This window comes from Alistipes sp. CAG:29 (assembly GCF_000435435.1).
Classification (GTDB): domain Bacteria; phylum Bacteroidota; class Bacteroidia; order Bacteroidales; family Rikenellaceae; genus Alistipes; species Alistipes onderdonkii.
The window spans coordinates 54,042-80,256 of record NZ_FR893504.1 but is presented as its reverse complement, the minus strand read 5'-3'; the positions used below and the strand labels follow the sequence as shown (position 1 = coordinate 80,256).

The window sequence follows — 26,215 nt, the reverse complement described above, 5'->3', positions numbered from 1 at the left end:
CCCAGCCACTGTATCGGCTGTAACCAGTGCGTGCCGCATTGCCCGCAGAATATCCGTATCCCGCAGGAACTGCACCGCATCGACCGGTTCGCCGAACATCTCAAACAGGATAATTTATAGGCCTTCCGGCCCCGCAGCCCGTTCCGGCCTGCGGGGTTCTTTTTTCGGCTGCCCTCCTTCTGCGCGCGCCGTGTATCCGGGTTCGTTGCGGAATGCCGCTTGCGGGCGTCGTGTATCCGGTTTGCCTGCCGAATGCCGCGCGCCCGCTTCTGCCGGGAATCCCGCAGCAAAGCCTCCGGCGATGAATTAACCGGCTCCGAATTGCGCCGGACGAGGGATTTTTCGTACCTTTGAAGCCGATCCGCAAAACTTGCCTGACCCATGGAAAAAAACCTTTGCCGCCCGGGCTTCGCACTGCCCCTCCTCATGGCCCTCCTGTTTGCCGCCGCCCCTGCACATGCCCAGGAGCTCGGAATCGAAACCGTGCCTTCGCAACCGAGGGCACTCCAGGAATTCGAGGTGTGGTATACGGCCGGCGGGGAGATCGAGTCGATAGAAATGCCCTGCTGGGGCTCCCTGACCCTGGTCAGAGAACTCGGACGGACGAGCGGCACGCAGACTTCGGTACGCGACGGCGTCATGACCCGTTCCGAAACCCATGCATACCGTTACCTCGTCCGTTCTGCGGTCGGCGGAGAGCTGGTTATTCCCGGAACGACGGCGGTTGTCGGCGGGCAGACGTGCCGCTGCGACGGCTTGCGCGTTAAGATACTCCCCGCGCTGGTGTCCGTGCAGCCGCAATGCCGGATCGTATACGACTCGGTCGTCTCGCGGCGGATGGGCGGGCATATCCTGCGCCTTACGTGCGACCGCCGGCCCGACCGCAGGGTGCCGCTGCTGGCCGTGAACGGTGAGGATGTGGCGCCCCTGATGTCCGGTTATTCCGAGAAAAACGGCCTCGAAGAGTTTGTTTACCACTACCGGGTCGCCGGTGACGGCCCCGGCACGTATTCCTGTGTCCCGCGGTTGTCGTTCGGCGGCCGGGAGTTCGCCGCGGAACCTTATGTCGTCACCGTAAACCCCGCTTCGGCCGCCGTGTCATTCGGGCGGTGGTGGCTTTATGTGCCGGTGGGTGCGCTGCTGGCGCTCTGGGGCGCGGTGTTCGTACGCGACCATGGGGCGAGGTGTTAGTACGCGACCATACGGTCGCTGCCGGCAGGAATGCCGTCGTGTCGCGGTTTTCATGGCGCGGGTATATGCTCCTCGCCCTTGCCCTGCTCTTCGTCGGGTTCAGCGCCGTGTTCCTGTGCCTCCTGTTCGCCCCGGGGGCAAAACCATTCGCGTTGTACCTGGCTGCCGCTGTGATGCTTTTCGGCTCCTGCTGGCTGGTGTTCGGGGAGTTGCGGCGCTCGGCCGTGAGGTTGTGCCTCGATGCCGGGACGCTCTGCGTTACACCTTATATGGGGCTGGGCATGACCCGCAGGTACGATATGCACGACTTCGACGGTGTCACCACATCCGTCCTTGTCAGCCGGGGCGAAGTGTACGAATACCGTTACCTGCTGAAAGGCGGGCGCCGCGAGGTGCGCCTCTCTTCGTGTTACCTGAAGAATTACGCGCGGCTTTCCACGGCCATCGGCGCCTGTTGCCCGGACAGGGGCGAACGCCCGAGGGACTTCTGGCTGGAGCTGAAGGAGCTTTTCCGGTAGCCGCCACTCCTGCTTTGGCGGGGTGTCGTCCCGATAGCCGGCGGCCTGTCCGTATAGTGTCGTACTGCGGGGTATCGGCCGCATGCTGCCCGATGGCGCCCTGGTCGCGTGGTTTTGCCCGCACGGTGCCCGTTCCCGGCCGTCGTGATGCCGCTTACTGATCCTGTGCCCTTCCGGAACCCGTAGCGCCGGTTTGTGCAATGCCGGAATAAACGATGCCGGGCTTCACAGGAAGCCCGGCATCGCCTTGTCTTGGCGGGTGGCGCCTACTGCGCGTCCGCCTTCGAATACTCCGAGAATTCGCACCCGAAGCGTTCCACCAGCATGTTGTCCATGGCGTCGGCCCGGAAAGCCAGGTCGACGATGTTCTTCCGGATCTCCTCCTCCGATTCGTCGGTGATGTCGGAGAGATGGATGCGGTATGCGATGTAAATCTGGCGGCCTTCGATCCCCAGTTTATAGGGGCCGAAATCCTCGCTCAGCATGTAGTCCAGCACCGGCTCCACCTCCTTTTTGGGCAGCAGGTTGATCGGCGAGGTGGAGAACAGGTAGCTGTTGTCGTAGACGAAGATGCGTATCTCCGAGCTGCCCTTGTGGAAAAGCCACGAGTCGTAGCCGTCGCGTGCCAGCACCGGGTTGACCCCCATCTGTTCGATGGCCGATTCGACGAACCCGCCCAGGGGCGACTGTTCGCGTTCTTCGAAGACGCCTTCGGGCAGCTTGTCGCCGCACGACGGGCAGTACTCCTCCTCTTGGGCGATCAACTCCTCGCAGCTGCCGCACTGCACCTGGAACACCGTGCGGTCGAGGTCGCCGATCGTGTCCAGCAACGCGTGCAGCGTCTCGACCCGGATGCCGAAGCCCATGTTGTCGGCCTGCGTGAACTTGCTCACCGTGACGCCCACCACCCGGTTGTCTTCGTCGAGGATCGGGCCGCCCGAGTTGCCCGGGTTCACCGCGGCGTCGGTCTGGATGTAGTATTTGCCGTCCATCAGCTGCTTGGGCGACGACACCGAACCTTCGGTGATCGTGAAGGGCATGCCGTAGGGATACCCTGCGACGTAGACCTTGCGGCCGATCGTCAGCGTGTCGTCCTCGGCGAGCGAAATGTCCGGCAGCGAGGAGAAATCCCCTTCGGCCGCCAGCAGGGCGATGTCCATCGCCGGGTTCGCCAGCACGACCTTGGCCAGGTACGGGTTGCGCTCGTTGTCGTGGATGGCGACGGTGCGGAAACCCTCGGTCACGTGGTAGTTCGTCACGAAAAGGTCATAGGCCTTGAGGTAGAAACAACTGCCCGAGCCGCCCGAATGGGTTACTTTGAATACCGACTTGTAAATATTGTTCTGTTCCATAGGATATACGGGTTTAGAGCGGTTATTTTTGTTGCCCGAGGGCTTGTTCCATCATTTTTTGCTGGAATTCCTGCGCCAGCCGCATGTATTCGGCCATGTCGCCTTTGGCCAGCGCCTCCTGCATCGCGGCCTGCATCTGCACGACCTCGCCCTGCATGGCGGCGGCCATCTGCTGCACCTGCTCCGCGGCGGCCGCACCGGCGATGCCCAGCTCCCCGGCGTCGAAATCCCCGTCGTCCGCCGAGAGGTCGTCCTCCATGATTTTTTCGAGTGCTTCGTACAGGATCTCCGAAGCTTCCTCCATCGTTTTCCCGGCCGACTTGCCGAGCGCCCCCGCCACGACGGCGTTCAGGTCGTCCTGCACGTCGTTGTAGTAATACATTTCGTAGAACTTGTAGAGGATGCGGACGGTGCTACGCTCGAAATTCTCCGATTCGATGGCTTCGGTAGCCTCCTGGTACACCTCCTTGAAGTTCTCCTGCACGTTGTTGAGCGAGGAGCGGCGCTTGGTCGAAACCAGCGTGTCGACCAGGTAAAGGTCGCGCGCCATCTCCTCGCGCGGCATTGCGAGCAGCCGTTCGAGGAACGCCTTGCCCTTGGCCACCAGTTCGGCCACGGGAAGCTCCTTGTCCATGTCGTCGACCGCCTTGTCGAGGTCGTTGAGCAACTGCCCCTGCGGGTGCGCGAAGTAGGCGATCTTGTAGAGCGCGATGTCGATCACGTTCCACGAATAGCCGTATTTGCGTTCCGTCTCGTATTCCTTCACCGCGTCGAGCGTTTCGCGGCATGTCTGCCGGACGGCTTCGTAGATGCGCGTCACCTCCTCTTCCGGGTAGGGCGTCACCTGCGGTTCGTAGCTGCGTTGGGCGCCGAACTTCGTGCAGAACTCGTCGTCGTAGCGGTCGCCGACGTGGCAGATGTTGCGCAGTATGAAATACAGTTTGTGCGGATGGCTTTGTGACAGCGGGCAGGCGTATTCCATCATCAGCCTGTCGTCTTCCTTGCGGAAACGCGGCAGCATCAGCCGGTTGATGTTCAGGTCTGCGACCTGGCGCAGCATGGCCACGCGTCCCTTTTCGGGGAGTATCAGGAAATCGGCGCTGATGTGCAGCCTGTCGTCCGCGATGCGGATGTGCACCAGGATAGATCCGTGCGGGATATGGAACTCCGTGCCGTTGGCATTGCCGTACTTGGTGCGGAATTCCGGGTTCAGGTGGTCGAGCAACTGATAGAACGCCCCGAGGTAATTGCCCTCGTTGTATTGGTCTATGGCCTGCTCGTAGGCCTCCATGTTGACCTTGCTCTGGGTCGAGCCGAGGACAGGGGCGACGAATGGGTGGGTAGTTTTCATGTAGTTTTCATTATGGCAATGCCCGGTTGTCGGGGCATCTGTCCTGTAAATTTAGGAAAAATCGGGAGAAAACCGCGCTCCCGGGCGAAAAACTTAATTTTCTTCGATCGAAAGCGTGCCGTCGGGTTCCACGGTCACCTCGGCCTCGTAGTAGATATACGACGTTTTGCCCGCGCTGCTCTCGGTCTCCTTACCGTCCTCGGTGAAGCGGACGACGAAGGACGTGTGCTGCTTCCCGAATGTCTTGTTGCGGTTGAATACCGAATTGCCTGCCGGGACATCCTCCTCGATCTGGTAGCTTCCTACCGACTTGAAGGTGTGTCCTTCGGGGAGCATGGTCTTGGCCTGTGCGATCTGTGCGGCGATTTGCGCGGCGTCGAGCTTCGTAAGGTCGATGCCGACGGTGGTTTCGTATTCGGGGGCCTCGAACGTGCGCTGTACGTCGCTCAGGGCGGTCGGATCGAGCCCGGTCATGTAGTAGGACTGCGAAAATGCCTGGTTGTCCTTGTTGACCAGTTTTACCGAGATGAGGAACAGGTTGTCCGACAGGGTTTCACCCTCCATGAACGAAAGCGAATAGACCTTGAACTTGTCGGTGTCGACGCTCTTTTTTGCGATTTCGATGGCTTTGGCATAACTCGCCTCGGCATCCGTCGGATAGCCTGTGAGCGAGGAACAGGAGCAGATCGTTGCCGCAGCGACGCTCGCGGCGAGCAGTTTGAAAATGTGTCGCATTGTCTTTTCGGTTATAACGTTAATTGATAAAATGTTTTGCTTAGCGGACGTGTCGTGTATTGCAAAACGTTGTTTGTTCGTGGTGTATATTCTGTTATTTGAAGGTGGACTTGAAGGCGTCGAACGCATCGGAGCTTTCGAAGAATGCGCCGCGGATGACATGGTGGGCGGCCGGCAGCGAGATGGTGAATTCGTTTTCCTCCGCATCGAATTTGGTGTACTCGACGTCCGGGAGCCTGAACGACTCGTTGGTTACGGTGCCTTTTTTCACCACGGGAATCGTGACCAGGTCGCCGTCGACGGTGATTTCCCCGCCCTGAGCGATGAGCCTGCGCGCCTGCATGATCTCGCGTGCGGTGAATGCCAGCAGTGTGAGCCCGCCGACAACGAAGATGACCGTCGTGGCGGTGGCGCCCAGGATGGGCATGCGGCCGATGCGGATGCCGAAAGGATATACCAGGGGTACGATGACCATGCCGGCGCCGATGGCCAGCGATGAGAGCGACCCGCTGAAGGGGTTGGTCGGGGTGTAGTTGAATTTCTGCATATTATTGTAAATTTGGATGAATGTTGCCCGTTCGCGTTATCCGGCGGACTAAGCGCAGGACGCTCCTTTACGGCAGTCGCGGCATGACGGTCGTATTCGGTGCAAAGTTAATTGCAGGGCACCTGTTCCGAATGGGTATATAGGGGTATATTGCGGGGGGGGGATTATTTTTCAACCAACTGGTTCTCTTTTCGTTCCATGTTCGAGAGGCGGGACAAGAGGGGGACATTTTACAATTTGGAGAGGACATCTTCCAGTGTTGCGCCCTTTGCCGAGGCCAGTTTTTCGGTGCGGATGCGCTTCAGTCGTTTTTTTACCGAGTCCTTCTCCAGGCAGACGACGCCGGCGATCTCGGCCTGCGACAGATGCATGCGTACCATGCAGCAATAGCGGATATCCTCCTCGTTCAGGGACGGGAACCGTTGGCGGAGCCGAACCGTGAAATTATCGAACACGGCGTCGGCGTGGGTGTAGATCGTCTTCCAGTCTTCATCCGACATCCGGCATTTCTTCGACTCCCCGGCCTGCTTTACCTGCGCGATGAAGCGGCTGTTGAGCTGGCGGAAGAAAGCCGTGCGCAGCTGTTCTTCCTTGCGGCGCATTTCGTCGAGCTCGTTCGCCTGCTTCATGAGGCGCTTTTGCTGGACGATCTCCCGCAGTTTTGTCCGGTGCCATATGCGCATCCCCAGCCATGCCCCGAGCAGCAGGATCGCGCCGCAGGCCAGTATCGTCCGGTATGCGAGGCGTTCGCGGAGTTGTTTCTGCCCCTCGAGGGCGGTGTTCCGGGCTTTGAGGTGCTCGTACTGCCACAATTCGCGGATGTGGAGCACATCGGCGCTGTGTATGTCGTCTTCGAGCGAATCCCTGAGGCTGCAATAATATTTCAGCGCTTCGAGGCTTTTCTTCGCCTGCCCCAGCCCTTCGTAGGCTTCCGAGGCGTGGAACGCCCACAGCGCCCGTGCGGTGAGGTCGGATGTGTCGGGGCACATCATCCGCGAACTGTCGATTAGACGCAGCGCCACGTCGTAGCGCCCCTGCTTGTTATATATTTCTGCCTTGGTCTTGATCCACGAAAAGCGGGCCCGTTCGGGGGCGAATTCGTATCCCCGTTCCCAGTACTCCTCGGCAGCGGCGTAGTCCCCGCGCCGGAGGGCGTTTTCGATCAGCATGGCCCATTTCTGGGAGGTATTTTCGGTGATTCCCTTCTCTTCGGCCAGGCGGAGCGCCTTCAGCGCATAGTATTCCATGCTGTCGTATTTGCCGAGCCCCATGTACGCATGTGCGATGTCGCCGAGCGAAATGCAACGCCAGCCGTCCCTGTCGAGGCTGTCGGCGTAGGCATAGGCCCGCATGGCGTGGCCGACCTTCTCCTCGTAGAGCCGTTGCTTGCCGCAGAAGACGCCCAGCCACGTTTCCACCACATAGTGCCTTTGCCACTCACCCGCCGCGGGCAGCGCCTGCCGGCTGTTCAGCAGCAGTGACATGGCGATTTCGGGTTGGTGGCGGCGATCGGCGATCTTGGCCGCATAGTAATAAGCCTTGTGCACACGGACAAAATCCTTCGTGAGGGTGCTGTAATAGGCGAGTGCGACGTCGGAAAGCGTGTCGCCGGTCAAGTTTTCGCCCGCGAGCCACCGCGCCTGGGTCGAGATGAGTGCGTAGCGGGCATAGTTGCGGCGAGACAGGTTTTTCGCGGGGGCGGGGATTCCCTGCAGGAGCCGCACGGCGCTGTCGGGATGCTCCATGACGATCGCCTCGGCTTGTGGAATGGCTTCGGGAATGGTTTGGCAGCCGATGGCCGGCAGGCACAGGAGGAATACGACGGTAAAACGGACGCAATACATGGGTAGAAGTTATTTGGGGCGGGTAAACGACTTCGGCACCTTTTGTCCGGTCTGCCTCAGTGCCGCTCCGGGTCGCAAATATAGTGTTTTTTGCGGTGGGGCGTACGCTGTGCCTGTTTTTTTCTTGTCCGGGAGAGCTGCTGAAAAAAGGTTTCGAAGGCGCCCGCACCACGTAGATCGCGGCGGGCCGGGGTGAAATCGAACGTGTGGACGTACGGCACCTCATGCTGGATATCTTTTCGCTCGATATCTTCACGTTCGTCACCTACCCCATTATCCGCCCGCTTATCGGGGAGCTCGCGGCGGACAGGGCCGATTTCATCACCCAGTGCAAACGCGAGAATATCGCGACCCTCATGCGGCGCCTCGGAAAACACCCGGTATCAGGCAGTACGACCGATCCGCCAGACTGCCGAATATACTTGTCGAATGCCTGCCGTACCCTTACCGCCCCGTGACGCGCATGTATTTCGCGAGCGAGGTGTGGTAGGCGGCATAGGCCGAGGTGAGGTTGTTGCGGCTCTGGGTGTAGAGCGTCTCGGCGTCGAGCAGGTCTGTGAGGGTCGCTGTCCCTGCGTCGTAGAAATTGCGGTTCTGCCGCAGGTTTTCGGTGGACGATGCCACCGAACGCTGCATGAGCAGGATCTGTGCGTGGGCCTCCTGTACCTCGCTCCATGTCCGTTCGATCTCCACGGCGAGCATTTCGCGGGCTTCCTGCCGGTCATTTTCGGCCTGCATCTCGTCGATGCGTGCCTTTTTCAGGGCATGTGCCCCGCCCCACCAGTCGGAAATGGGGATGGATACCTGTGCGAAAACCATCCCGTCGTCCACGTCCTTGTCGGTCACATTGTAATAGAGGTACCCGGCGCCCACGGCCACGGTCGGCAGCCGTTTGCCGCGTTCCATGCGCTTGCGGTATTTCTGCGCCTCGACGTTCTTTTCCGAGAGCAGGTATTCCGCGCGGCGGTCGAGCGCCTCGTCCACCGGTACGTAATAGGCTGCCGGGGCCTCCGGTTCGCCGAAGTCTGAGGCCGCGATGTCGAACGTATGCCAGTCGGCGCCGATATGCTGTGCGAGCAGCATCTTCGACACCTTCAGTCCGTTTTCGACCTTCAACCGGTTGGAGGCTACTTCCTGCCGGCGCAGTTCCACGCGCAGCAGGTCGTTCGTGGTCACGAGCCCCGCCTTGATCGAGAGTGCGACCTGGCGGTGTATCTCCGCCAGTTGCCGCTCCACGGCTTCGATAGTCGAAAGGTTGTCCCTGAGCGATACCACCTGCCAGAAATAGGTGTCGGTACGTTCGCGCACCTCGGCCGCGGTCTTTTGCAGTTGCAGCTGTGCGACCTCTTCGCCCAACCGGGCGAGCTTGTTGCCGCTGACGATTTTCAGCCCTGCGAACAGGGGCTGTACGGCCGTGACGGAACCCAGGATGCCGCGTTTTACCAGCGACAGGGGCAGTGACCCCATCTGCGGGATCGCGAAATCGGCCTGCACCAGCCCGTGCTGGGCCTGGAATACGCCGCCCGAGGCCGAGACCTGCGGGAAATAGGTGGTAAATGCCTCGCGGCGCGCCTGGAGGGCGGCGTCGAGGTCGAGGCGGCTGGTTTTGAGCGTGCGGTTATGCTCCTCGGCCGCGGCACGGCACTCGTCGAGCGTGAGCGTCTGGGACAGGCCCGGGGCGGCGGCCATGCACAGCAGGAGGAATAGGACGGTCTTTTTCATCATTTGTAAATTTTGGAATAGAGTACGGGCAGGATCGTGACTACGAGGATCAGCGAACCGATGCCACCGGCGAAGATCGTTACGCCGACTGGTGCCCAGAACGTACTGCCGCCGAACATCATCGGCACGACGCCTACGGCCGTGGTTGCGGTCGTGAGGAAGATCGGCACCATGCGCCGCTTGCCGGCGTCGTAGGCCGCCAGGCGTGCCGACCAGTGGCAGACCTTGCGTTTGTCCTCGGCGTGCTGGTACATCAGGATGACGTTGCGCACGATCATGCCCAGCAGCGTGATGAATCCCAGCACCGACGTGAGGCCGATGGTGAAGTCGGCGATCCGCAGCCCGACGACGGCGCCGAACAGGCACAGCGACATCGAGGCCATGACCACCAGCGTGATGCCGAACTTGCGGAAGTTGACGAGGATGAAGAAGAAAATGATTACCAGCGAGATCGACAGTCCCGATGCGATGGGCGGGATGGTCTCCCAGTCGAATTCATGGGCGCCGCCCAGTTCCGTGGTGACGCCTGCCGGGAGCACCAGCTCCCGGTCGATGATGTCGCTGATGCGCGAAGTCATCCGCATGGCGTTGGCGCCGCGTTTGAGGTCGGCCGTGACGGTTATGCAGCGCATGCCGTTGCGGTGTACGATCTTGCTCTGGCTCCAGACGGGCTCCACGTCGGCGATCTGGCGCAGGGGCACGCTGACCGAAGGCACCGGCGATGAGATGTAGGTGTCCCCGATGCCGGAGAGCGAGCGTTCGCCCTGCCGTGTGTCGTTCTTGAGTACGACGGGCAGCCGGTAATCGCCTTCCCAGACCGATCCGACCGGGACGTCGCCCGAAGCCAGCGCCAGGTTGACCGCGGCCAGCGTCCGCGTGACGCCCAGCTGCGATGCCGTGACGGGATCCAGCCGCACGTCGATGACCGAACGGGGGTCTTCGTAGTCGGAGTGTACCCATTGCAGCTCGGGCATCCGGCGCATCTGCGCCATCAGGCCGTCAGCCGCGGCGCGCAGCGAGTCGATGTCGCTGCCGTAGAACCGGAACTCCAGCGAGGGAACGTTCTGGTAGTCGAGCTGCTTGAATTTGACATAGGCCTCGGGGAAACGGTCGGCCCATGCGTCGGCATACTGGTCGAGGATATCTTCGGTGTCGTCGACCGAGGTGGTGTTGATGATGAACTGCGCGTAGTTCTTACCTGCGATCTGCGGGGCGTAACTCATCTGGAAGCGCGGCGAGGAGCACCCGACGAACGAGGTGACCGATTTCACGCGCGCATCGTCGTGCAGCACCCGGTAGACCGAGTCGGCTACGGCGGCGGTGCGTTCCAGCGGCGCGTCGGGGCGCAGGTAGATCTCCACGGCGAACTGGTCGCGGTCGGCGAAGGGAACCATGCGCAGCTTGAGTTGCATGGCGATCAGCAGCGATACGATGACCGAAGCGATGCCCATCGAGATCGTCAGCCAGCCGTGGCGGAACGTCCACGCCAGTACGCGGCGGTAGAGGTCGTGTACGCGGTCTGTGACCGACTTGCCCGATTTTTTCGGTTGTACGGCGGGGATGATGAGGATTTCGAGGAACGGGATCACCAGCACGGCCAGCAGCAGCGAGACCATCAGGTTGATCGTGATCGTCCACGGGAAATAGGTCAGGAAGTCGCCCATCATGCCCGTCATGGTGAAGAGGATCGGATAGAAGATCATGCAGATGCAGACCGTGGCCAGCAGCAGCGACGGGAAGAACTCCCGGGCGCTCTCGACCGCCGCGAACCAGCGCGAGTGGCCGCGCCCGAGGTAGTCGAGGTAGCCGTCGATCACCACGATCGAATTGTCGACGATCATACCCAGCACCACGACCAGTGCCGCGAGGGTCACCGTGTTGAGCGGGATGCCGAACAGGTACATGATTCCCACCGAGATGAAGGTCGACAGCGGGATGGTGATGGCCGCCACGATGGCCGACCGCAGCGGGAAGAGGAGCATCATCACCAGGATGATGATGGCCATGGCGACGAACAGGTCACGCAGGAACGAGTGCACCGAGTCGCCCACGACCTTGGCCTGGTCGGCGATGCGCTGCACCTGGACGTCCGCGGGGAGCTCGGCCGCAATGAATTCGTGCAGCACTTCGTCCACGTCACGGCCGTATTGCACGATGTTGAAGCCCGCCTTCATCTCCATCGACAGCATGACGCAGCGGTGGCCGTTGTTGCGGATGTAGCTGTCCGGGTCGTCGTATTCGCGTACGACGCGCGCCACGTCCTTCACGCGCAGCACGTGCCCCTGCGGGTCGCTCCAGATGATCTGCTCGGCGACCTCCCGCTCGCCGGCCAGCGCCGGCGCGATGTGGATGGGCGTTTCGGTCTCGGCGTTGCCGACCGACCCGCCCATCGGGGTCAGCCCCTGCGAGGCGAGCGCGGCCGAGAGGACTTTTTCGCCGATGCCGTAGGCCGCCAGCCGTTCATGGTCGGCGTAGATCGAGATTTGCTCCTGCTGCACACCGTACGGGCGCAGGTTCGAGACCGACTCGATGCGGCGCAGGCGGTCGCTCAGGTCGTCCATGTAGCCTTTCAGTTCACGGTACGACCGCGTATCGGATTCGAGCGTGATGAGCAGCGCCGAGGTGTCGCCGAAGTCGTCGTTGGTGACCACGGCCGCAACGCCCGGCGGCAACTGCGACTTGAATGCCGCCAGGCCGTGCTTGATCTTCGACCACACTTCGTCCTTGTCGTTCACGTGGTCTTCGAGTTCGACCATCACGTAGCACATGCCGTTCTGCGACGTGGAGGTGGTCTTCGACCGTTTGACCTCCTTGTAAGTCATCAGGAACTGTTCGAGCGGCTTGGCGAGCTGCTGCTCGACCTCTTCGCTCGTGGCGCCGGGATAGACGCCCACCACCACGCCCTGGCGGATCGTGTATTCCGGGAACTCCTGCTTGGGAATATGCACCAGCCCGTAAATACCGAAGGCGAACAGGCAGCCCACGATGAGGAAGGCGATGCGGAAATTGCGCATCGACCACGATATTATATTGCTTTTCATTCCGCTATGACTTTACTTCCCTGGCCGATTTTCTGCATCCCGTCGGTCACGATGCGGTCGCCCGCTTGTATTCCTGCGGTGATCGTGACGGCGTTGTTCACCAGGCGTCCCGTGGCGACAGCCGTGCGGACGACCGAATCCCCGCTCACTTTCCATACGAAGCGGCTTCCGTCGCCGGCCTGCTGTACGGCGCGTATCGGCAGCGCGATCTCTTCGGCCGCCCCTGCCGGCGATGCCACCACGCGGCATACCATGCCCGGGAGCAGCTCGCCGTCGGCGTTGGACAGCGTGGCGCGTACGTCATAGGTATGTGTGGCGGGGTTTGCCACGGCACCCTTTTCGATCTTCCCGGCCGGGAATGCCCGGTCGCCGAGTGCCGCGACGGTTATCCGCAGCCGGCTGTCCGTGCCCAGGCGTGCGATCTCCTGCTCGGGTACCGGGAAGCGGACTTTCACCATCCCGATCCGCAGCAGGGTCATGGCCGGGACGCCCGGCAGAACCGTCTCCCCCGCTGCGGCCTGCCGTTTGCCGATGACGCCCGTGAAGGGCGCGTACAACTTGCAGTCGTCGAGGTTTTTGCGGGCGATGCCGTATGCCGACTCGGCCTGGCGCAGTCGGGTCTGTGCCTCGACCCACTTGATCTCGGGCAGGCTTTCGGCGTCGTAAAGCTGTTTGAGGCGCGCGCAGGCATCTTTCGCCTGGTCGAGCGCCGCCTGCGCGGCATCGAAGGTCTGCCGGGCCGACGTCGGGTCGAGCTCGGCCAGCAACTGTCCCTGCTGCACGCGCTGCCCTTCGTCCGCGTAGGTGCGCGCGAGGGTTCCGGCGACGGGGAAGCTCAGGGCGGCCGAGGTCTCCTCCTCGATCGTGCCGACGTAGAGCGCGGCGTCGATGTCCGACGACGGGGTGACGACGATGGTGCCCACCCGCAGCGGATCGGCCGTATGGGCCTTTTTCGGTGAAGTGCAACCTGTCGCTAACAGCAGTATTGCGCAAAAAGTCGTTTGTTTCATCAGTTCCGTATTTTTCGATGCAAAGTTGCCGTTTTAGCGGCCGTAAGAAAAGACCATCGTGTCGGATGAATTCGTCGATTGGTTCGATTTTGTACTATTCAGTGAAAAGCTCCCGGGATTTGCGTATATTTGTCCGCATAATTATCGGTAAAATGAACAAAAAGGAGATTCAGAGCTTCTCGCTCGCCACATTGCTCGACATCTGCGGCCGCAGGCCGGAAGACCTCTATTACGATGGATGCCTGATCGCTTCGCGTGTCAATGTGAAGGATGAATTCAACATCGACCTGTTCCGGTATCCGACACGTCTCGATGCCTTTGCGATCATTTTTTGTTCTAAAGGTTCGATTGTCTCCACGTCGGGCGTGACGCGCCACACGATCGGCGAGAGGACGCTTTTCGTCCACCTGCCCGGCAGCATCCTGCAGGTCGAGTCGGTGCAGGACGCCAGCGTGCATGCTATCCTCTGCGAGAAGGAGTTCATCCAACGGATCAATATCGACCTCAAACTGCTGACACAGCTTTTCCTGCAGGTCGAGAAGCACCCCAGCCTGCCGCTCGACGACGAGGAGTGGGACGGGGTCATGCGTTCGCTGGACGGGATTCGCATCGAGGGGGCGCGGCAGCACAACGACCCCTATTCCGCCGAGATCATCCGTTCGATGATCCGGACACTGGCCTACAAGGTCTGCCGGATCATCGCCCGGCATGTCGAGACGGGGGCGTCGGAAGCCACCTCCCGCAGCCGCAACGAGGAATATTTCAACCAGTTTATGGGAGTGCTGACCAGGCACTACATGCAGCAGCGTTCGGTAGGTTTCTATGCCGAACAGTTGAACCTGACGCCCAAATACCTCACGACGATCATCCGCAAGACCAGCGGGCGCACGGCCGTGCAGTGGATCGACGACTATGTGGTGCTCGAAGCCAAGAACCTGCTGAAATACTCCACGATGAGCATCCAGGAGATCTCCTACTACCTGAATTTCCCCAACCAGTCGTTTTTCGGGAAATACTTCAAGAACCATACGGGCATGACCCCCACCGCTTACCGGCTGGGAAAATAGCCCGCCCGCGATCCGGAATGAAAATTACCCGGGCGAGCGCTCCGGGTAATTTTTGGGTGCATCCACCTGGGGGACGGCACGTGTCAGGGTCTGTTCAACAGGTGGTTGGCGGCTATATATATGCAGGCCGGGTTTGCCGCTATGGTCTTTTCCGCGAAGGCCCGGAAGTCTGACTCGGACACATATCCCGGCCGTCCCAGCATCCTGTTGAGCGACTCCCAGTTATATACTCCCGGACGCCTCGAGAACCTGCGGAACCATTTTTCGATGGGAGTGCCCTGCCTGACCCTGCTGCTGGAACTGTTTTCGGAATTGTCGCTTGTCTTTATCTGCAGCAGCGAGCCGTCCGCCTTGCAAAAGTCCACCGCATCAATCGTACTTCCCCAGCAGCAATACCATCCCAAGGGGGATAATTTTACCGCCAGGTACTCTTCGAGCAACTCGCCGATATTGTTTTCGATCGTCATCAGCAGGGAATGCCCGGCCACTATTTTATCGGCCAAATTATCCTCGAGCCCGGGTATCCTGGCTCTGAGGATCGTTTTTGCCATCGGATCCGGATGTGTCCCGGAACAATTCCCGGTTCTGGCCGAGGGCCTGTTGTTATATCCGGCCAGGTATGCCCCCACCCATTTCTGCATGTAGCCGGAGAGAATTATGGTGTCCGAACTTTTCAGGCGGAAAGTCGGCAAATTGCGTTTTTCGCTGAAGGCGACTTTCAGGACGGTCTCCATGGCGGGGGAATAATTCGTCCCGGCGTATATTTTGGCATAGGCGATTGCCTTTTCCGTACTCGATTCGTCGAATCTGTATGCATCCGTCATGGTTTTTTGTTTTAAAATTACGGATTAATCGAATTCGATTGTCAACTGGGACGATGTTTTTTTTCGTTTCCCCGATAAAATTCCGGTTTCGAATTCATGATCCGATGTGCCCTTGTAGCGGGAATAGGGAAAGCCTTCCGGTGCCGCCGTTTCGACTCCCTGGCGGTGGGCGGCGATTGTCCTGCCGATTGCCCTGCCCAGCCCGACGGGAACCGCATTGCCGATTTGTTTGTATTTGTCCAGCAAACTGCCTTCGATCACCCAATCGTCGGGAAATTCCTGAATCCTTTTGTATTCTTGTATGGACAGGGGCCTGTTTTCCGTCGGGTGCGCCAGTTCCGTTGCGGGCATGGCGGGATGGGTGACTACCGTGGGGGACGGCGAATCCCAGTCCAGCCTTCGGTAAAAGCCCGTTTTCCCACCGCCCAGATGGTAGGAGTTTCCCATGGCTTCCGGCTGGAGTTCTTTGGGCAGATTCCGCCAGTTTTCCCCCGGTTTCAGCATCTTAATGTACTTCAGCCGCTTCTCGGAAAAGTCGATGTGGTCGCATCGGGCCGGATCCAATCCGGCTACTGCATCCCTGAAAGTCCTCCACCTTTCAAGCCCGAATACCTCTTCGTTCGAATGGGTGGGACGGAGGTACGGAACCGGGTTCGGGGATTTGGTGCATGTTATGACGACCCTCTCCCTGATTTGCGGGGAGCCGAAATTGGCCGAATTGTAAAGGTTGAAAGTTACGTTGTAGCCTGCGGCTTCCAGCTTCTTTTTGATATAAAAGAGTGTCGACCCCGGTGTCTTTGCCCAATCGAGGTCGTAGCTGCGGATAATTTCATCGTCGATGTCTATCGAAAGTGCGGACGAAAACAACCCTCTTACGTTTTCTATTACGGCGTACTGCGGTTGTATCTCCCGGATGACTTCTATGTATTTCAGAAAGACATTGCCCCGCTCGTCCTGGAAGCCGAGCCTTTTCCCGGCCGTGCTGAATGCCTGGCAGGGCGGCCCGCCGACGACGATGTCGACCTGCCCGTTTTCCCGGAGGTTGGCGTATTCCAGGATCTCCCCGACCGTGTAGTCCCTTATATCTCCGATCAGGCCGATGCCGGGTTCGTTGGCGACGATCGTCCGGCGGCATGCGTTATCCGTTTCGCAGGCCAGCAATATGTTGATGCCCTCCTGCTCCAGTCCGATGTCCAGCCCCATCGCCCCGGAGAAAAAGGAGAGGCAATTCAGCGCGTCCTGTTTTGGCGCTTTCTTGGATTTCCGATCCGGAACGTCATTTTTTTTCATCCGCAGATCCTTCCTGTCGAAAGATTCCAATGTATCGTCGTTTAAAATCCAGGAGTCCCCTATTTTCTGGCCGGCGAGGCGGCCTTCCCTTAAAAGTTTCCTCACATATTGGGCGGAGCATCCCAAGGTCTCCGCCGTTTCAATCACACTCAGCAACATGGTTTGATTATTTCGTTTGCGAAACACTGCAAATATACCCTTTTCCCCGCAAACGGCCAAAAAAACTCCCTCGGACCGGAAGTTTTTATCCCGATACGTTCGACCCGTGCCGGACGGGGAGTCGCATGAGCCCGTAAGACGGACAGGTTATTTCACTGTTACTGGTTTCCTGCGTTTGTCCCGGGGACGCAAGGGGCATAACGGGGGCTTATTGACCGTGTCCTTGCCGGGGTATTTGTTCTAAAGCCGTTGTTTTGCATCGTTTGACGCAGGAGGGAAAATACGTTTCTAATGGGGAGTTTTATGGAGAGACAATGGGAGCCAGGCCCCTGGAAAGGCGCTTTTGCCTCTTTCCCGCCGCAGGTAAACAAAAAATCAGCAACTTCATTTCTGTAAGTTGCTGATTCCCTGAGCGGAAAACGAGACTCGAACTCGCGACCCCAACCTTGGCAAGGTTGTGCTCTACCAACTGAGCTATTTCCGCATGGCATGTTTCTCAATTGCGAGTGCAAAGGTATATAAAAAATCCGAATCTCCAAATTTTTCAGGGCTATTCTGCGGAATTTTTGTCCTGAAGCCGGGCTCCGCCCCCTTTATCTGAACACCCTGATGCGTTCGTCCAGCGGTTTGAACGTCTTTTCGCCCGGTTCGCCTGCGGGTGTCCCGAACGGCATTTGCGCGACGAGTTTCCACTCCCCGGGCAGGCTCCAGCGCTTGCGCACCTCGTCATCGATGAGCGGGTTGTAATGTTGGAGCGATGCCCCCAACCCTGCGTCTTCCAGCATCGTCCAGACTGCCAGCTGGTGCATGGCCGATGTCTGCTCCGACCATACCGGGAAATTCCCCGCATAGGCCGGAAACTGCTGTTGCAGGCCGCGGACGACATCCGTGTCTTCGAAGAAAAGTACGGTGCCGTACCCGGCTGCGAAGCTGTGCTCGATCTTCTCCTCGGTGCGTGCGAATGCCCCTTCGGGGACGATTGCCCGCAGGGTGCGCTTTACGATTTTCCATAATTCGTCGTGATGCTCGTGAAGCAGCAATACGGCACGTGTCGATTGCGAATTGAAGGCCGAGGGTACGTGTTTTATGGCAAAACGCACGATTTCCTCGATCCGTGCGTCGTCGATGGGCGATTCCGGAGCTAAGGCGTAGTAGCTGCGGCGGTGGCGGAGTGCCTCTCTGAATGTTCTTTCCATAGTCTTTACCGGTTTAAGATCCGTCTATGCAAATATAGCACAACTTCGGATAAAATGTGCATATTCCGCTGCGAAACGCTATCTTTGCACCATGAAAAATGCCATCGGACTCTTTTCCCGGCTTGGGTGCCGCCTGCGCGGTTTCGGCGACGACGCCCGCACGCGGGAGATAATAGGGCGTGCTTGCCGGGAAAACGGCTGGTTTACGCCTGCGGACATTCGCCGCGCCGTTGCGGCCGTCGCCGGCGTGATGCTCCGGCGCGACGCACTCGCGGAGTGGCTGGCGCCCTACCCCGTTCCTGTCGCCGAACCCCGGCGCGTGCTGGTCGTCATGGCCGGGAATATCCCGCTGGTCGGATTTTTCGATATGCTGTGCGTGCTCGCCGCAGGGCACAGGTGCCTCGTAAAACCATCGGCCAAAGATACCGTCCTGATGGAATATGTCATCGGGTTGCTGCGCGGAATCGACCCGCAGGTTCCGGTGGAATTTTACGACGGCAGCACATCGCCTGATGCCGTGATCGCTACGGGCAGCGACAATGCCAACCGCTATTTCCGGGCGCAGTATGCGGGCATTCCCGCCCTGCTGCGCGGTAACCGCCAGTCGGTCGCGGTGCTCGGCGGCCGGGAAACCCCCGCGCAGCTCACTGCATTGGCCGACGACATCTGGGCTTATTCCGGACTGGGCTGCCGCAGCGTGTCGCTGCTTTTCCTGCCCGAGGGCTATGATCTGCAGCTGCGGATGCCGGAGGTGAACGTGAAATACAGGAACTCTTACCGCCAGCAGAAAGCCCTCCTGACGATGGGCGGACAGCCGTTCCGCGACCTGGGAGCTGCCGTGGCCGTCGAAGAGCGGGCCTTTCCCGCGGCGTTGAGCCGGATTAACTATTCGTTTTACAAATCACCCGCCGAGGTCGGGGCATGGCTCGCAGAGCACGATGCCGGATTGCAATGCGTCGTTTCGGAGTGCATTGCCTGCCGCCGCCGCGTGGATTTCGGCCATGCACAGTCCCCTGGGCTGACGGATTACCCCGACGACAGGGATGTCATGGCCTTCCTTACGACATCTTGTTTGTAAATTAGGTCATGCTGTGTGCTTTTTGTTGATAAATAATATTATATTTGACTGCATTTATAGTAAATAATATTATATTTGAGGCTGAATATAAAACAAATGGTTTATCATGAAAAAGTTCGCCTTATTAGTCGTTTCGTTATTTGTCGCCGGCTCTGCATCGTATGCCCACAAACCGGCCCCCGTAATCCCCGACTTCATACATGCCGCCTATTCGGTGGAGAGCCTCCTGAGCGAAGCGGAACTTACGAACCCGGGGTACGATGCCTTCCAGTTCATCTACCTGATGGCTACGCCCGATTGGGCCGGGCTGGATTTCGACCGGCCGCAGGATGCCGTCGACGCCTATGCCACGCAGTTCGACTACCTGAAGCAGGGAGGCAAGATGGCGCTCGTGCCGTCCATGATCGAAAAGGCGCATGCCGCCGGGGCCAGGATACTGTTGTGCTTCGGCGGGCAGCAGGAGTTCCTTCCCCTGCTGGAGAATCCGGATCGGATCGCCAAGTTTGTCGGGTATATGGTGCGCCTGGTCGAAAAGAACGGTTACGACGGCATCGACATGGACTGGGAGATCACGCTGGACAAGGAGTTGCATGCCCGCATGATGGCCCTGCTGCGCAAACGGTTCGACGAACTCTCGGAACGCACCGGGCGTTATTACTACCTGACCACGGCCCTCAGCATCGACCACGAGTACGACCCGGCGCTGGCCGACAGGCTGGCCGGGGCGGTCGACTGGATAAATATCATGTCCTATGACATGTGCGACGGCGTATGGGGCAGCACCCCTTCGCACAACACCTCGATGGAGCGTATGCGGTCGAAGCTGGAACACTGGAAAGTCTTCGACAAGCGGAAGCTCTGCCTCGGGCTGGCCAACTACGGGTTCTATTACAAAGGGTTGAAGCCCGGGCAGAAAGCCGACGGGCCGCTGCGCGACTACGGTTCGTATATCACCTACAAGGAGTTCCTGCCCCGGCTCGCAAACGGCTGGACGGAGGAGTACGACCCGGCAGCCGAGGTGTCCTACTATTTTTCGCCGGACAGAACGGAATTCGTGACCATCGACAACCCCTCTTCGATCCGCAGCAAGATCGAATGGATCAAGGCCGGCGGCTACCTGGGGGCTTTCTGGTGGGAATTCCACCACGACTACGTGGCTCCCGGGGCGGAGAACCCGCAGGGCAGCCACTACCTGATCGACATTGTTACCCGGTACCTCGGTCGGAAGTGACGCAGCCTGTTGTTTTGCATTTTCCCTTTTTGTACTATCTTTGTAGTAGGAAATGCAAAAATTACAAGCTATGTCAATGGTTTTCCGATTCCGGATGCTGAGCGATGAGAACGACAACTTCGTGCGCGATTACGAAGTGCCGTACGACATGACGTTGCTCGATTTCCATAATTTCATCCTCCGTTCGCTCGAATACGAGGAGTGCATGGCGTCGTTCTTCACGGCGGACGAGCGCTGGGAAAAACTGCGCGAGTTCACCCTCATGGATATGGACGACGGTTCGGAAGGGGCTCCTGCGGCGATGGAGAGCGTGACCCTGGGGCAGATCATCCACAACAACCGCGACCGGCTGATCTACCTTTTCGACATGTTCGGCGACCGGGCCTACTTCCTCGAACTGACCGGGACGTACGAAATGCCCAAAGACGGCTCCTATCCGCGCGAGATATACGCCCAGGCCGATGCCCCCGACCAGTACGACCCGTCGAAGACGGCCACCGCGGGCGAAGGCTCGATTTTCGACGAGGTGATGGGGGAATTCAACGATTTCGAGGGCGACGACAATTATGACGACGAGTACTAAGCGGCTCGTCGTCATTGTCGGCCCGACCGGTTCGGGCAAGACGGATCTGAGCATCCGCATCGCCCTGCACTACGGTGCACCCATCCTTTCCACCGACTCCCGCCAGATGTACCGCGGCTTGCCGATCGGTACGGCTCAGCCTACGGCAGACCAATTGCAAGCCGTCGAACACCATTTTATAGCATCGCACGACCTCGCGGATAACCTGAGTTGCGGCGAGTACGAAACGCAGGCCCTCGCCTGCCTCGAAAGACTGTTCGCCGGGCATGACTGCGTTGTTGCCGTCGGGGGCTCGGGGCTTTATGTCAAGGCGTTGTGCGAAGGCATGGACGACCTGCCGCAGGCCGATGAAAACCTGCGCCGCGAATTGGCGGCGCGACTCCGCACGGAGGGGCTCGAAGCCCTCGCCGGGCAGTTGCGGACGCTCGATCCGGATTATTATGCGGTGGTCGACCGCAGCAACCCGGCGCGCGTCGTTCGGGCACTGGAGGTCTGCCTGCAAACCGGACTGCCCTACTCCCGCCTGCGGACTGGGCGGCGTCGCAAGCGCGATTTCGACATCGTGAAGGTCGGCATTGACATGCCGCGCGAGGAGTTGTACGGACGCATCGACCACCGTGTCGGGCAGATGCTTGCCGACGGCCTCGAAGCCGAGGCGCGTGCGGTGTATCCCTACCGCGGTCTGAATGCCTTGCAGACGGTCGGCTACCGGGAGTTCTTCGACTATTTCGACGGCCGCATCTCCTACGACCAGGCCGTGGAACTTATCAAGCGCAATTCGCGCCGATATGCCAAACGGCAGCTTACCTGGTTCCGCCGCGACGCGGAAATCCGCTGGTTCGGCCCCGACCAGACGGGGGCGATTATAAATTATATAGATTTTGGCGAATCGTAAAATTTTCGTACTTTTGCCGACGCCTTTCGCCGAAAGGCAGTGGCTCGGATGGTGGAATAGGTAGACACGCCGGACTTAAAATCCTGTGACCAGCAATGGTCGTGCGGGTTCGATTCCCGCTCCGAGTACAGGGCCGTCTTTGCGACGGCCTTTTTTCGTGCCCTGCGGGATCCGGTCAATGCCCGAACCTCGACGTGTCGACCGTCTTGTGCCGCTTCTCCTTGTATGTGCCGAAACGGTAGGAGAAATGCACCGTCACCGAACGGGTGTACGTGCCGGAATCCATGTCGAGGTACTGTCCCTTGTAACGGACTTTGGCGAACGGCAACGAACTTTCGAAAATGTCGTTGCAGCGCACCGAGAGGCTCGCCCGGCTCTTGTCGAACGTCCACTTGGCACCCGCGTTGACGCTCCACGAAGGGTCGACGTCGTAAGTCCCCTGGATGGCCGCGCTCTGATAGTAGCCCGAGAGGTCGAGCGTCAGGTCGGGTTTGCGGCTCAGACGGATCGTGTTGTCCATGCGCACCACCCCCAGCCATTTGGAGCGGTCGAACGCCAGGTCGTGAAAGGCGTCGCAGCGCTGGGTCATCCGCATCCCGGTCAGCGTCAGCCGGGAATCGAGCCATTTGCCCGGGCGCAGCGGTACGATGACGTTGGCGCCCCACTGGCGGTTGGTGTTCCAGTTGAGCGTCTGGTAGACCAATGCCAGGCGATCAGGGGCCTGCCATGCGGTTTGGTCGAAGTAGTCGGGCATCTCGTTCCAGAACAGCATGAAGATATACTTCTGCTTATACATGTACATTGCCTGGCCGTTGTAGCTTTTCGACGGCCGCAGTCCGGGCGTGCCCCGGATCTCCGAATAGCCGTCGATGTAGGAGGTCGACTGCTGCATCTCCCAGTACGAGGGATAGGTCTTGTCCGACGAGAGCGAAATCTGTACGAGATGTTTCTCTGCGGGTGTCAGGAGCAGGGTCGCCTGCGGGTAGAGCGACCAGTTGTCGTAGTCCCCCGCGCGGTAGTATTCCCCGGCCAGCGACAGCGAGAAACTCCCCTTGGCGAACTGTTTGCTCACCCCGGCGTAGAGGTTGCCCGTGTATTCGTCGAGGTGCGAATCGGTATCGACGGTGGCGATGTCGCCCTCGCAGAGCGTGTATCGCTGGTAGTCGTGGTCGCCCGCCCAGCTGAAGATGCCCCCGTAGGTCATGCCCCAGCCATTGCCCAGGTCGTGCGACTGGTCGGCGCTGACATTTACCCGGTCGACGGACTGCCCCGAAACCACGTCGAACGCTGTCCGGCTGCCGTCGGCGTACCTGTTCCGCATGGCGGCCAGCTGCCACGAGCTGTAATGCGTGTAGTCCGCCGAGAGGTCGAGCCCGGAGGCCGACGTGTAGCGCAGCGCAGCGTTGTGCATCGTGTTGTCGCCCCCGGGCGAGCTGACCGAGTTGACCAGGTTGCCGTCGGCACGTACGAGGCCGCTCGTATGCGGGGTGTATGCGCCCGTATAGGCAATGCTCAGGCGTCCTTTGCCCTGCGGGGCGTATTCTGCGGCGGCCCTCAGCCGGTGCCATGTCCCTTTGCTGGTGATATTCTGCCTCTGGGCGATTTCATGCTCCCCGTCCGCGAGCGTATGCCGCGAGTAGAGGTCGATGATCCGTTTGGTCTTGGCCTGCCCGGCCGAATAGGTTACCTCGGCCGACCACTCGGGCGAGGAGAAGGCGAAGTTGCCCCCGGCATCCCAGTTGCTGTAAAACCGGTTGGTATAGTTGGCGTGTACCTCCCCCGAAAACGAGTAGTCGTGGCTGCGCCGCAGGACGAGGTTGATCGCCGCGCCGCGCACATGGTACTGCGGCGGCGTGCTGTACATCACTTCGGCCTTCTCGATCCGTTCGACGGGTGTCGAGCGCAGCAGCGACGCCAACTGCTCGGCGCTCATCGTCGAGGGCTTCCCGTTCAGGATCACCGTGACACCCCCGGCGCCGGCAAGCGTCAGCCCGCCGTCCTGTTCGCTGACGCCCGGCAGCTGGGTGAGGGCTTCGTAGGCATTGTTCACCGCCTTGCCTTTCGATACGGCTTCCAGGTCATAGGCCAGCCGCCCCTCTTCGACCCGCACGATGGGTTTTTCGCCCTCTACGACCACAGCGTCGAGCGCATTCGTATATTCATGCAGGACGACCTCGCCGGCTTCGTCGTGCTCCGACGTAAGCGTTTGCATCTCATAGGCGAGGTGCTGGAACAGCAGCCGGTAGGGGCGTACCTCCGATGCGATGGCGAAACGCCCGTCGGCATCCGATGCCGCGGCCGCGAGGTAGGTCGAGTCGGTGTCGAGCATCACTACCGCGACCCCGACCACGGGTTGCCGCTCCTGGTCGACCACCCTCCCCCGCACAATTTGCCCGCAGGTCTGTTTCACGGAAAAAAGCGCCAGGGCGCATACGAGTAAAAGAAATGTCCGTCTCATAACTTTGCTTGGTTTTTTCATTTGGTTTCCCTGCAAAGTTAAGCCCCGATGCGGCTTGCCGGTACGGAATAATTCTTGCTTGTTTGTGTGTAAAATGTTGATTTACAGAGGGTGCGATCCCGCGGATTCTTGCCGGCGCGCCGGGCGCCCTTGCTATGCGAAAAAACGGGTGAAAAACTCCCTGTCCGCAGCCCCCGATTCGGCGATCCGGCGTTTGAGTTTCGATTTGAGCGTGTAGACCCCGTTCAGCGTCATGTCGAGCATCACGCTGATCTCCTGCGCCGAGAACCCGGCGACGACCAGCGCTGCGAAATCGTAGTTGCGCGGCGTCCACCCCGGCAGTTGGCGGCGCAGGCGCGTGACCGCCCGGTCGTTGTAGAGGTCTGCCATGCGGACGATGTCCGCGAGCATCGCCGGGCTCAGTGCCAGCTCCTTCACCTTCCTCGCCAGCCGTTCCCCTTCGCCATAGGTGTAGTAGGTTGCGGCGATGTCGCGCAGCAGGGCGAACCGCCCCTCGAGCGAAGCCTTGACGGCGGCCTCGCGCTCGTTCGAGGCATCGAGCCGCGAGGTGAGGCTGTCGTGCGATTCCCGGTAGGATTCCAGCAGCGTGAGGTATTCGCTCAGCTGCGCGTCCCGGTGCCGGAGTTTGCGCCGGTAGCCCACCACCGCCCCTGTAACGGCCGCGGCCAGCAACAGGCATGCCAGCGTGGCGATCCAGATTCGGTAACGCAGCCCCGCCTCGCGGAGCGCCGTTTCGTTGGCCGTGCGGTATCTCTTTTCCAGCTCGGCCACCGATACCCCCTGCCGTGCCTTGTCGAGCGAATCGCGCTTGCCGATGTACTGCATGGCACAGGCATAGGCTTTGCCGTCCTCCCCGCGGCGGTGGTGTATGGCCGAGGCGATCGTGTAGAGCCCTATGTTGTTCTGGTTGAAGCGTTTGATGTGCGCCAGCGAGCGGTCTATGTAGTATTGTGCCGAATCGGGCTGCTCCGCCCGGTAAAAAATGATGGCCGAAGCGATGTCGTAAAGCGTGCGGTCATCGTCGTCGGCCGATGCGGGGCCGTGCGTCAGCGGGGCTGTCCATAGTTCGTGCATGTCGATGCGCGCCCGCTCCTCGAGCAACTGCCCGGTGCTCCAGTCTTCGGCGAAGGTGTGGTATATCAGGTTTTGCAGGGTGATCTGCTGGGCGAAGAAACGGAATGCCATCGTGTCGCGTGCCCCGACCAGCGGGGAGAGTGTTTCGATGGCCTCGGCATAGCGGCCGTTGGCATACTGTGCCGACGAGAGCATGTAGCGGCTGTATCCCTCCAGTTCCGCACTGCCGGTCTCCTGCGCCGCGGCGACGGCTTTCGAGAATGCATCTTCGGCCTCGGTGTCGTATCCCTGTTCGAGGTACAGCAGCCCCAGCGTGTGGTACAGTGCCATGAGCAGTTTTGTGGTTCCCGCCTTGTCGCGGTTGCGTTCGGCGTAGAGCATCGCCTGTGTGTAGCCTTTGATCGCCCGTCCCAGGTCGCCGGCATTGTGGTGTACCTTTGCGTCGAAATACCAGGCATAGGCACGCTCGGCCCCGGAGCCGTGGCGCTCGTAATAATCCAGTGCGGGGGCGGTCAGCGAATCGTTGTCAGCCTCGGCACCTGTGCGGGAGTAGGTTTGCGCGAGCAGCAGGCGCCGCCGGGCGTCGGCCGCCGGTGAAATGGCCGAGGGGTCTATCTGCCGGAGAGCCAGCAAGGCGCTGTCGGGATGCTCCTCTATCAGCACCGAAGCCTGGGTCATCAGGTTGTCCACGGCCTTGTTGCCGCATCCGGCAGCAAGCAGGCCGAGGAGTATGGCGGTTAGGTATCTCATGCCTGCAAAATTAATATAACTTTTATTTCCGCGGGTATTTTGCCGGATAAAATTACCCGGCCCGATCGGTTGTCGTGCCCCTGCGCCGCACGCAGTGCTCCCCTGCATATCCCGGCCTTGTCCCTTAGCGCTTAGCCCCGGATTTTTGTGCAGCCGAAACAGCCGAAATACATCCTTGCCGCACTGCCGCAGGACGGAAAACGGGCTTGCAGCGACTGCAAGCCCGTTCCCTTTTGTTTTGCACCTACGGTCAGCGGTAAATCTCGTTCAGCAGGCGT

21 protein-coding genes, 2 tRNA genes and 1 pseudogene (1 of these 24 running past the window's edge) are annotated in these 26,215 nt (G+C 60.0%); 9 read left to right on the top strand and 15 right to left on the bottom strand.

Annotation, left to right across the window (positions count from 1 at the left end; translation table 11 throughout):
* The 3 genes and pseudogenes from QVP03_RS12115 to QVP03_RS12105 form a co-directional block, all read left to right on the top strand.
* Window positions 1-120: pseudogene (locus QVP03_RS12115) on the top strand (aldo/keto reductase); it begins 1,292 nt to the left of the window's first position.
* 261 nt (window positions 121-381) lie between these two features.
* Window positions 382-1,191, top strand: a complete 810-nt coding sequence (locus QVP03_RS12110; RefSeq protein WP_022333671.1) for a hypothetical protein — start codon at window positions 382-384, stop codon at window positions 1,189-1,191.
* The gene (locus QVP03_RS12105) at window positions 1,185-1,709 is read left to right on the top strand and encodes a hypothetical protein (protein WP_288210808.1); all 525 of its coding nucleotides are present in this window, start codon (window positions 1,185-1,187) and stop codon (window positions 1,707-1,709) included. The genes QVP03_RS12110 and QVP03_RS12105 overlap by 7 nt, the downstream gene beginning before the upstream one ends.
* 266 nt (window positions 1,710-1,975) lie before the next feature.
* Here the strand turns inward: QVP03_RS12105 and QVP03_RS12100 are convergent, their stop codons facing one another.
* From QVP03_RS12100 to QVP03_RS12060, 9 genes are all read right to left on the bottom strand, one after another.
* Window positions 1,976-3,061, bottom strand: a complete 1,086-nt coding sequence (locus QVP03_RS12100) for a serine protease (protein WP_022333669.1) — start codon at window positions 3,059-3,061, stop codon at window positions 1,976-1,978.
* A 22-nt stretch (window positions 3,062-3,083) separates the two neighbouring features.
* Entirely contained in the window at window positions 3,084-4,412 is a 1,329-nt protein-coding gene (locus tag QVP03_RS12095; RefSeq protein WP_022333668.1) for a type III secretion system chaperone, read from the bottom strand.
* Window positions 4,413-4,505: 93 nt separating this feature from the next.
* Window positions 4,506-5,147 (bottom strand): hypothetical protein, encoded by a 642-nt coding sequence (locus tag QVP03_RS12090; protein ID WP_022333667.1) that lies wholly within the window; start codon window positions 5,145-5,147, stop codon window positions 4,506-4,508.
* A gap of 94 nt (window positions 5,148-5,241) precedes the next feature.
* A complete protein-coding gene (locus QVP03_RS12085) occupies window positions 5,242-5,694 on the bottom strand; it encodes a hypothetical protein (protein ID WP_022333666.1) in 453 nt (150 codons plus the stop codon).
* Window positions 5,695-5,924: 230 nt separating this feature from the next.
* Window positions 5,925-7,538, bottom strand: a complete 1,614-nt coding sequence (locus QVP03_RS12080; RefSeq protein WP_022333665.1) for a tetratricopeptide repeat protein — start codon at window positions 7,536-7,538, stop codon at window positions 5,925-5,927.
* A 56-nt stretch (window positions 7,539-7,594) separates the two neighbouring features.
* Window positions 7,595-7,915 (bottom strand): hypothetical protein, encoded by a 321-nt coding sequence (locus QVP03_RS12075; protein WP_172678669.1) that lies wholly within the window; start codon window positions 7,913-7,915, stop codon window positions 7,595-7,597.
* A 67-nt stretch (window positions 7,916-7,982) separates the two neighbouring features.
* Window positions 7,983-9,260, bottom strand: a complete 1,278-nt coding sequence (locus QVP03_RS12070) for a TolC family protein (protein ID WP_022333664.1) — start codon at window positions 9,258-9,260, stop codon at window positions 7,983-7,985.
* Window positions 9,260-12,301 carry an efflux RND transporter permease subunit gene (locus QVP03_RS12065; protein WP_022333663.1) on the bottom strand — a complete coding sequence of 1,014 codons (3,042 nt, stop codon included), beginning with the start codon at window positions 12,299-12,301 and terminating at the stop codon, window positions 9,260-9,262. Before QVP03_RS12065 ends, QVP03_RS12070 begins: the two co-directional genes overlap by 1 nt.
* Window positions 12,298-13,311 carry an efflux RND transporter periplasmic adaptor subunit gene (locus QVP03_RS12060; RefSeq protein ID WP_022333662.1) on the bottom strand — a complete coding sequence of 338 codons (1,014 nt, stop codon included), beginning with the start codon at window positions 13,309-13,311 and terminating at the stop codon, window positions 12,298-12,300. The genes QVP03_RS12065 and QVP03_RS12060 overlap by 4 nt, the downstream gene beginning before the upstream one ends.
* 152 nt (window positions 13,312-13,463) lie before the next feature.
* Here QVP03_RS12060 and QVP03_RS12055 point away from each other — a divergent pair, with 152 nt between their 5' ends.
* Window positions 13,464-14,378, top strand: a complete 915-nt coding sequence (locus QVP03_RS12055) for a helix-turn-helix domain-containing protein (protein WP_288210807.1) — start codon at window positions 13,464-13,466, stop codon at window positions 14,376-14,378.
* A gap of 83 nt (window positions 14,379-14,461) precedes the next feature.
* Here QVP03_RS12055 and QVP03_RS12050 read toward each other — a convergent pair whose 3' ends face one another.
* From QVP03_RS12050 to QVP03_RS12035, 4 genes are all read right to left on the bottom strand, one after another.
* Window positions 14,462-15,202: a SinI family restriction endonuclease gene (locus tag QVP03_RS12050; protein ID WP_022333660.1), complete on the bottom strand. Its 741-nt coding sequence runs from the start codon at window positions 15,200-15,202 to the stop codon at window positions 14,462-14,464.
* A 24-nt stretch (window positions 15,203-15,226) separates the two neighbouring features.
* Window positions 15,227-16,492, bottom strand: coding sequence for a DNA cytosine methyltransferase (locus QVP03_RS12045; RefSeq protein WP_286727104.1), 1,266 nt, complete (start codon window positions 16,490-16,492; stop codon window positions 15,227-15,229).
* Between the two features lie 570 nt (window positions 16,493-17,062).
* Window positions 17,063-17,135, bottom strand: a tRNA-Gly gene (locus tag QVP03_RS12040).
* A 109-nt stretch (window positions 17,136-17,244) separates the two neighbouring features.
* Window positions 17,245-17,847, bottom strand: coding sequence for a nitroreductase family protein (locus QVP03_RS12035; protein ID WP_022333658.1), 603 nt, complete (start codon window positions 17,845-17,847; stop codon window positions 17,245-17,247).
* Window positions 17,848-17,938: 91 nt separating this feature from the next.
* Between QVP03_RS12035 and QVP03_RS12030 the strand changes: the two genes are divergently transcribed.
* From QVP03_RS12030 to QVP03_RS12010, 5 genes are all read left to right on the top strand, one after another.
* The gene (locus tag QVP03_RS12030) at window positions 17,939-18,925 is read left to right on the top strand and encodes an acyl-CoA reductase (protein WP_022333657.1); all 987 of its coding nucleotides are present in this window, start codon (window positions 17,939-17,941) and stop codon (window positions 18,923-18,925) included.
* Window positions 18,926-19,031: 106 nt separating this feature from the next.
* On the top strand, window positions 19,032-20,156 hold the full coding sequence (locus QVP03_RS12025) for a glycosyl hydrolase family 18 protein (RefSeq protein WP_022333656.1): 1,125 nt from the start codon (window positions 19,032-19,034) through the stop codon (window positions 20,154-20,156).
* A 70-nt stretch (window positions 20,157-20,226) separates the two neighbouring features.
* Window positions 20,227-20,739 (top strand): IS1096 element passenger TnpR family protein, encoded by a 513-nt coding sequence (locus QVP03_RS12020; RefSeq protein ID WP_022333655.1) that lies wholly within the window; start codon window positions 20,227-20,229, stop codon window positions 20,737-20,739.
* A complete protein-coding gene (miaA, locus tag QVP03_RS12015) occupies window positions 20,723-21,634 on the top strand; it encodes a tRNA (adenosine(37)-N6)-dimethylallyltransferase MiaA (protein WP_022333654.1) in 912 nt (303 codons plus the stop codon). The genes QVP03_RS12020 and miaA overlap by 17 nt, the downstream gene beginning before the upstream one ends.
* Before the next feature lie 42 nt (window positions 21,635-21,676).
* Window positions 21,677-21,762, top strand: a tRNA-Leu gene (locus QVP03_RS12010).
* A gap of 47 nt (window positions 21,763-21,809) precedes the next feature.
* Here QVP03_RS12010 and QVP03_RS12005 read toward each other — a convergent pair.
* Window positions 21,810-24,092, bottom strand: a complete 2,283-nt coding sequence (locus tag QVP03_RS12005; protein WP_022333653.1) for an outer membrane beta-barrel family protein — start codon at window positions 24,090-24,092, stop codon at window positions 21,810-21,812.
* A 153-nt stretch (window positions 24,093-24,245) separates the two neighbouring features.
* Entirely contained in the window at window positions 24,246-25,937 is a 1,692-nt protein-coding gene (locus QVP03_RS12000) for a tetratricopeptide repeat protein (protein ID WP_022333652.1), read from the bottom strand.
* Window positions 25,938-26,215: the final 278 nt, after the last annotated feature.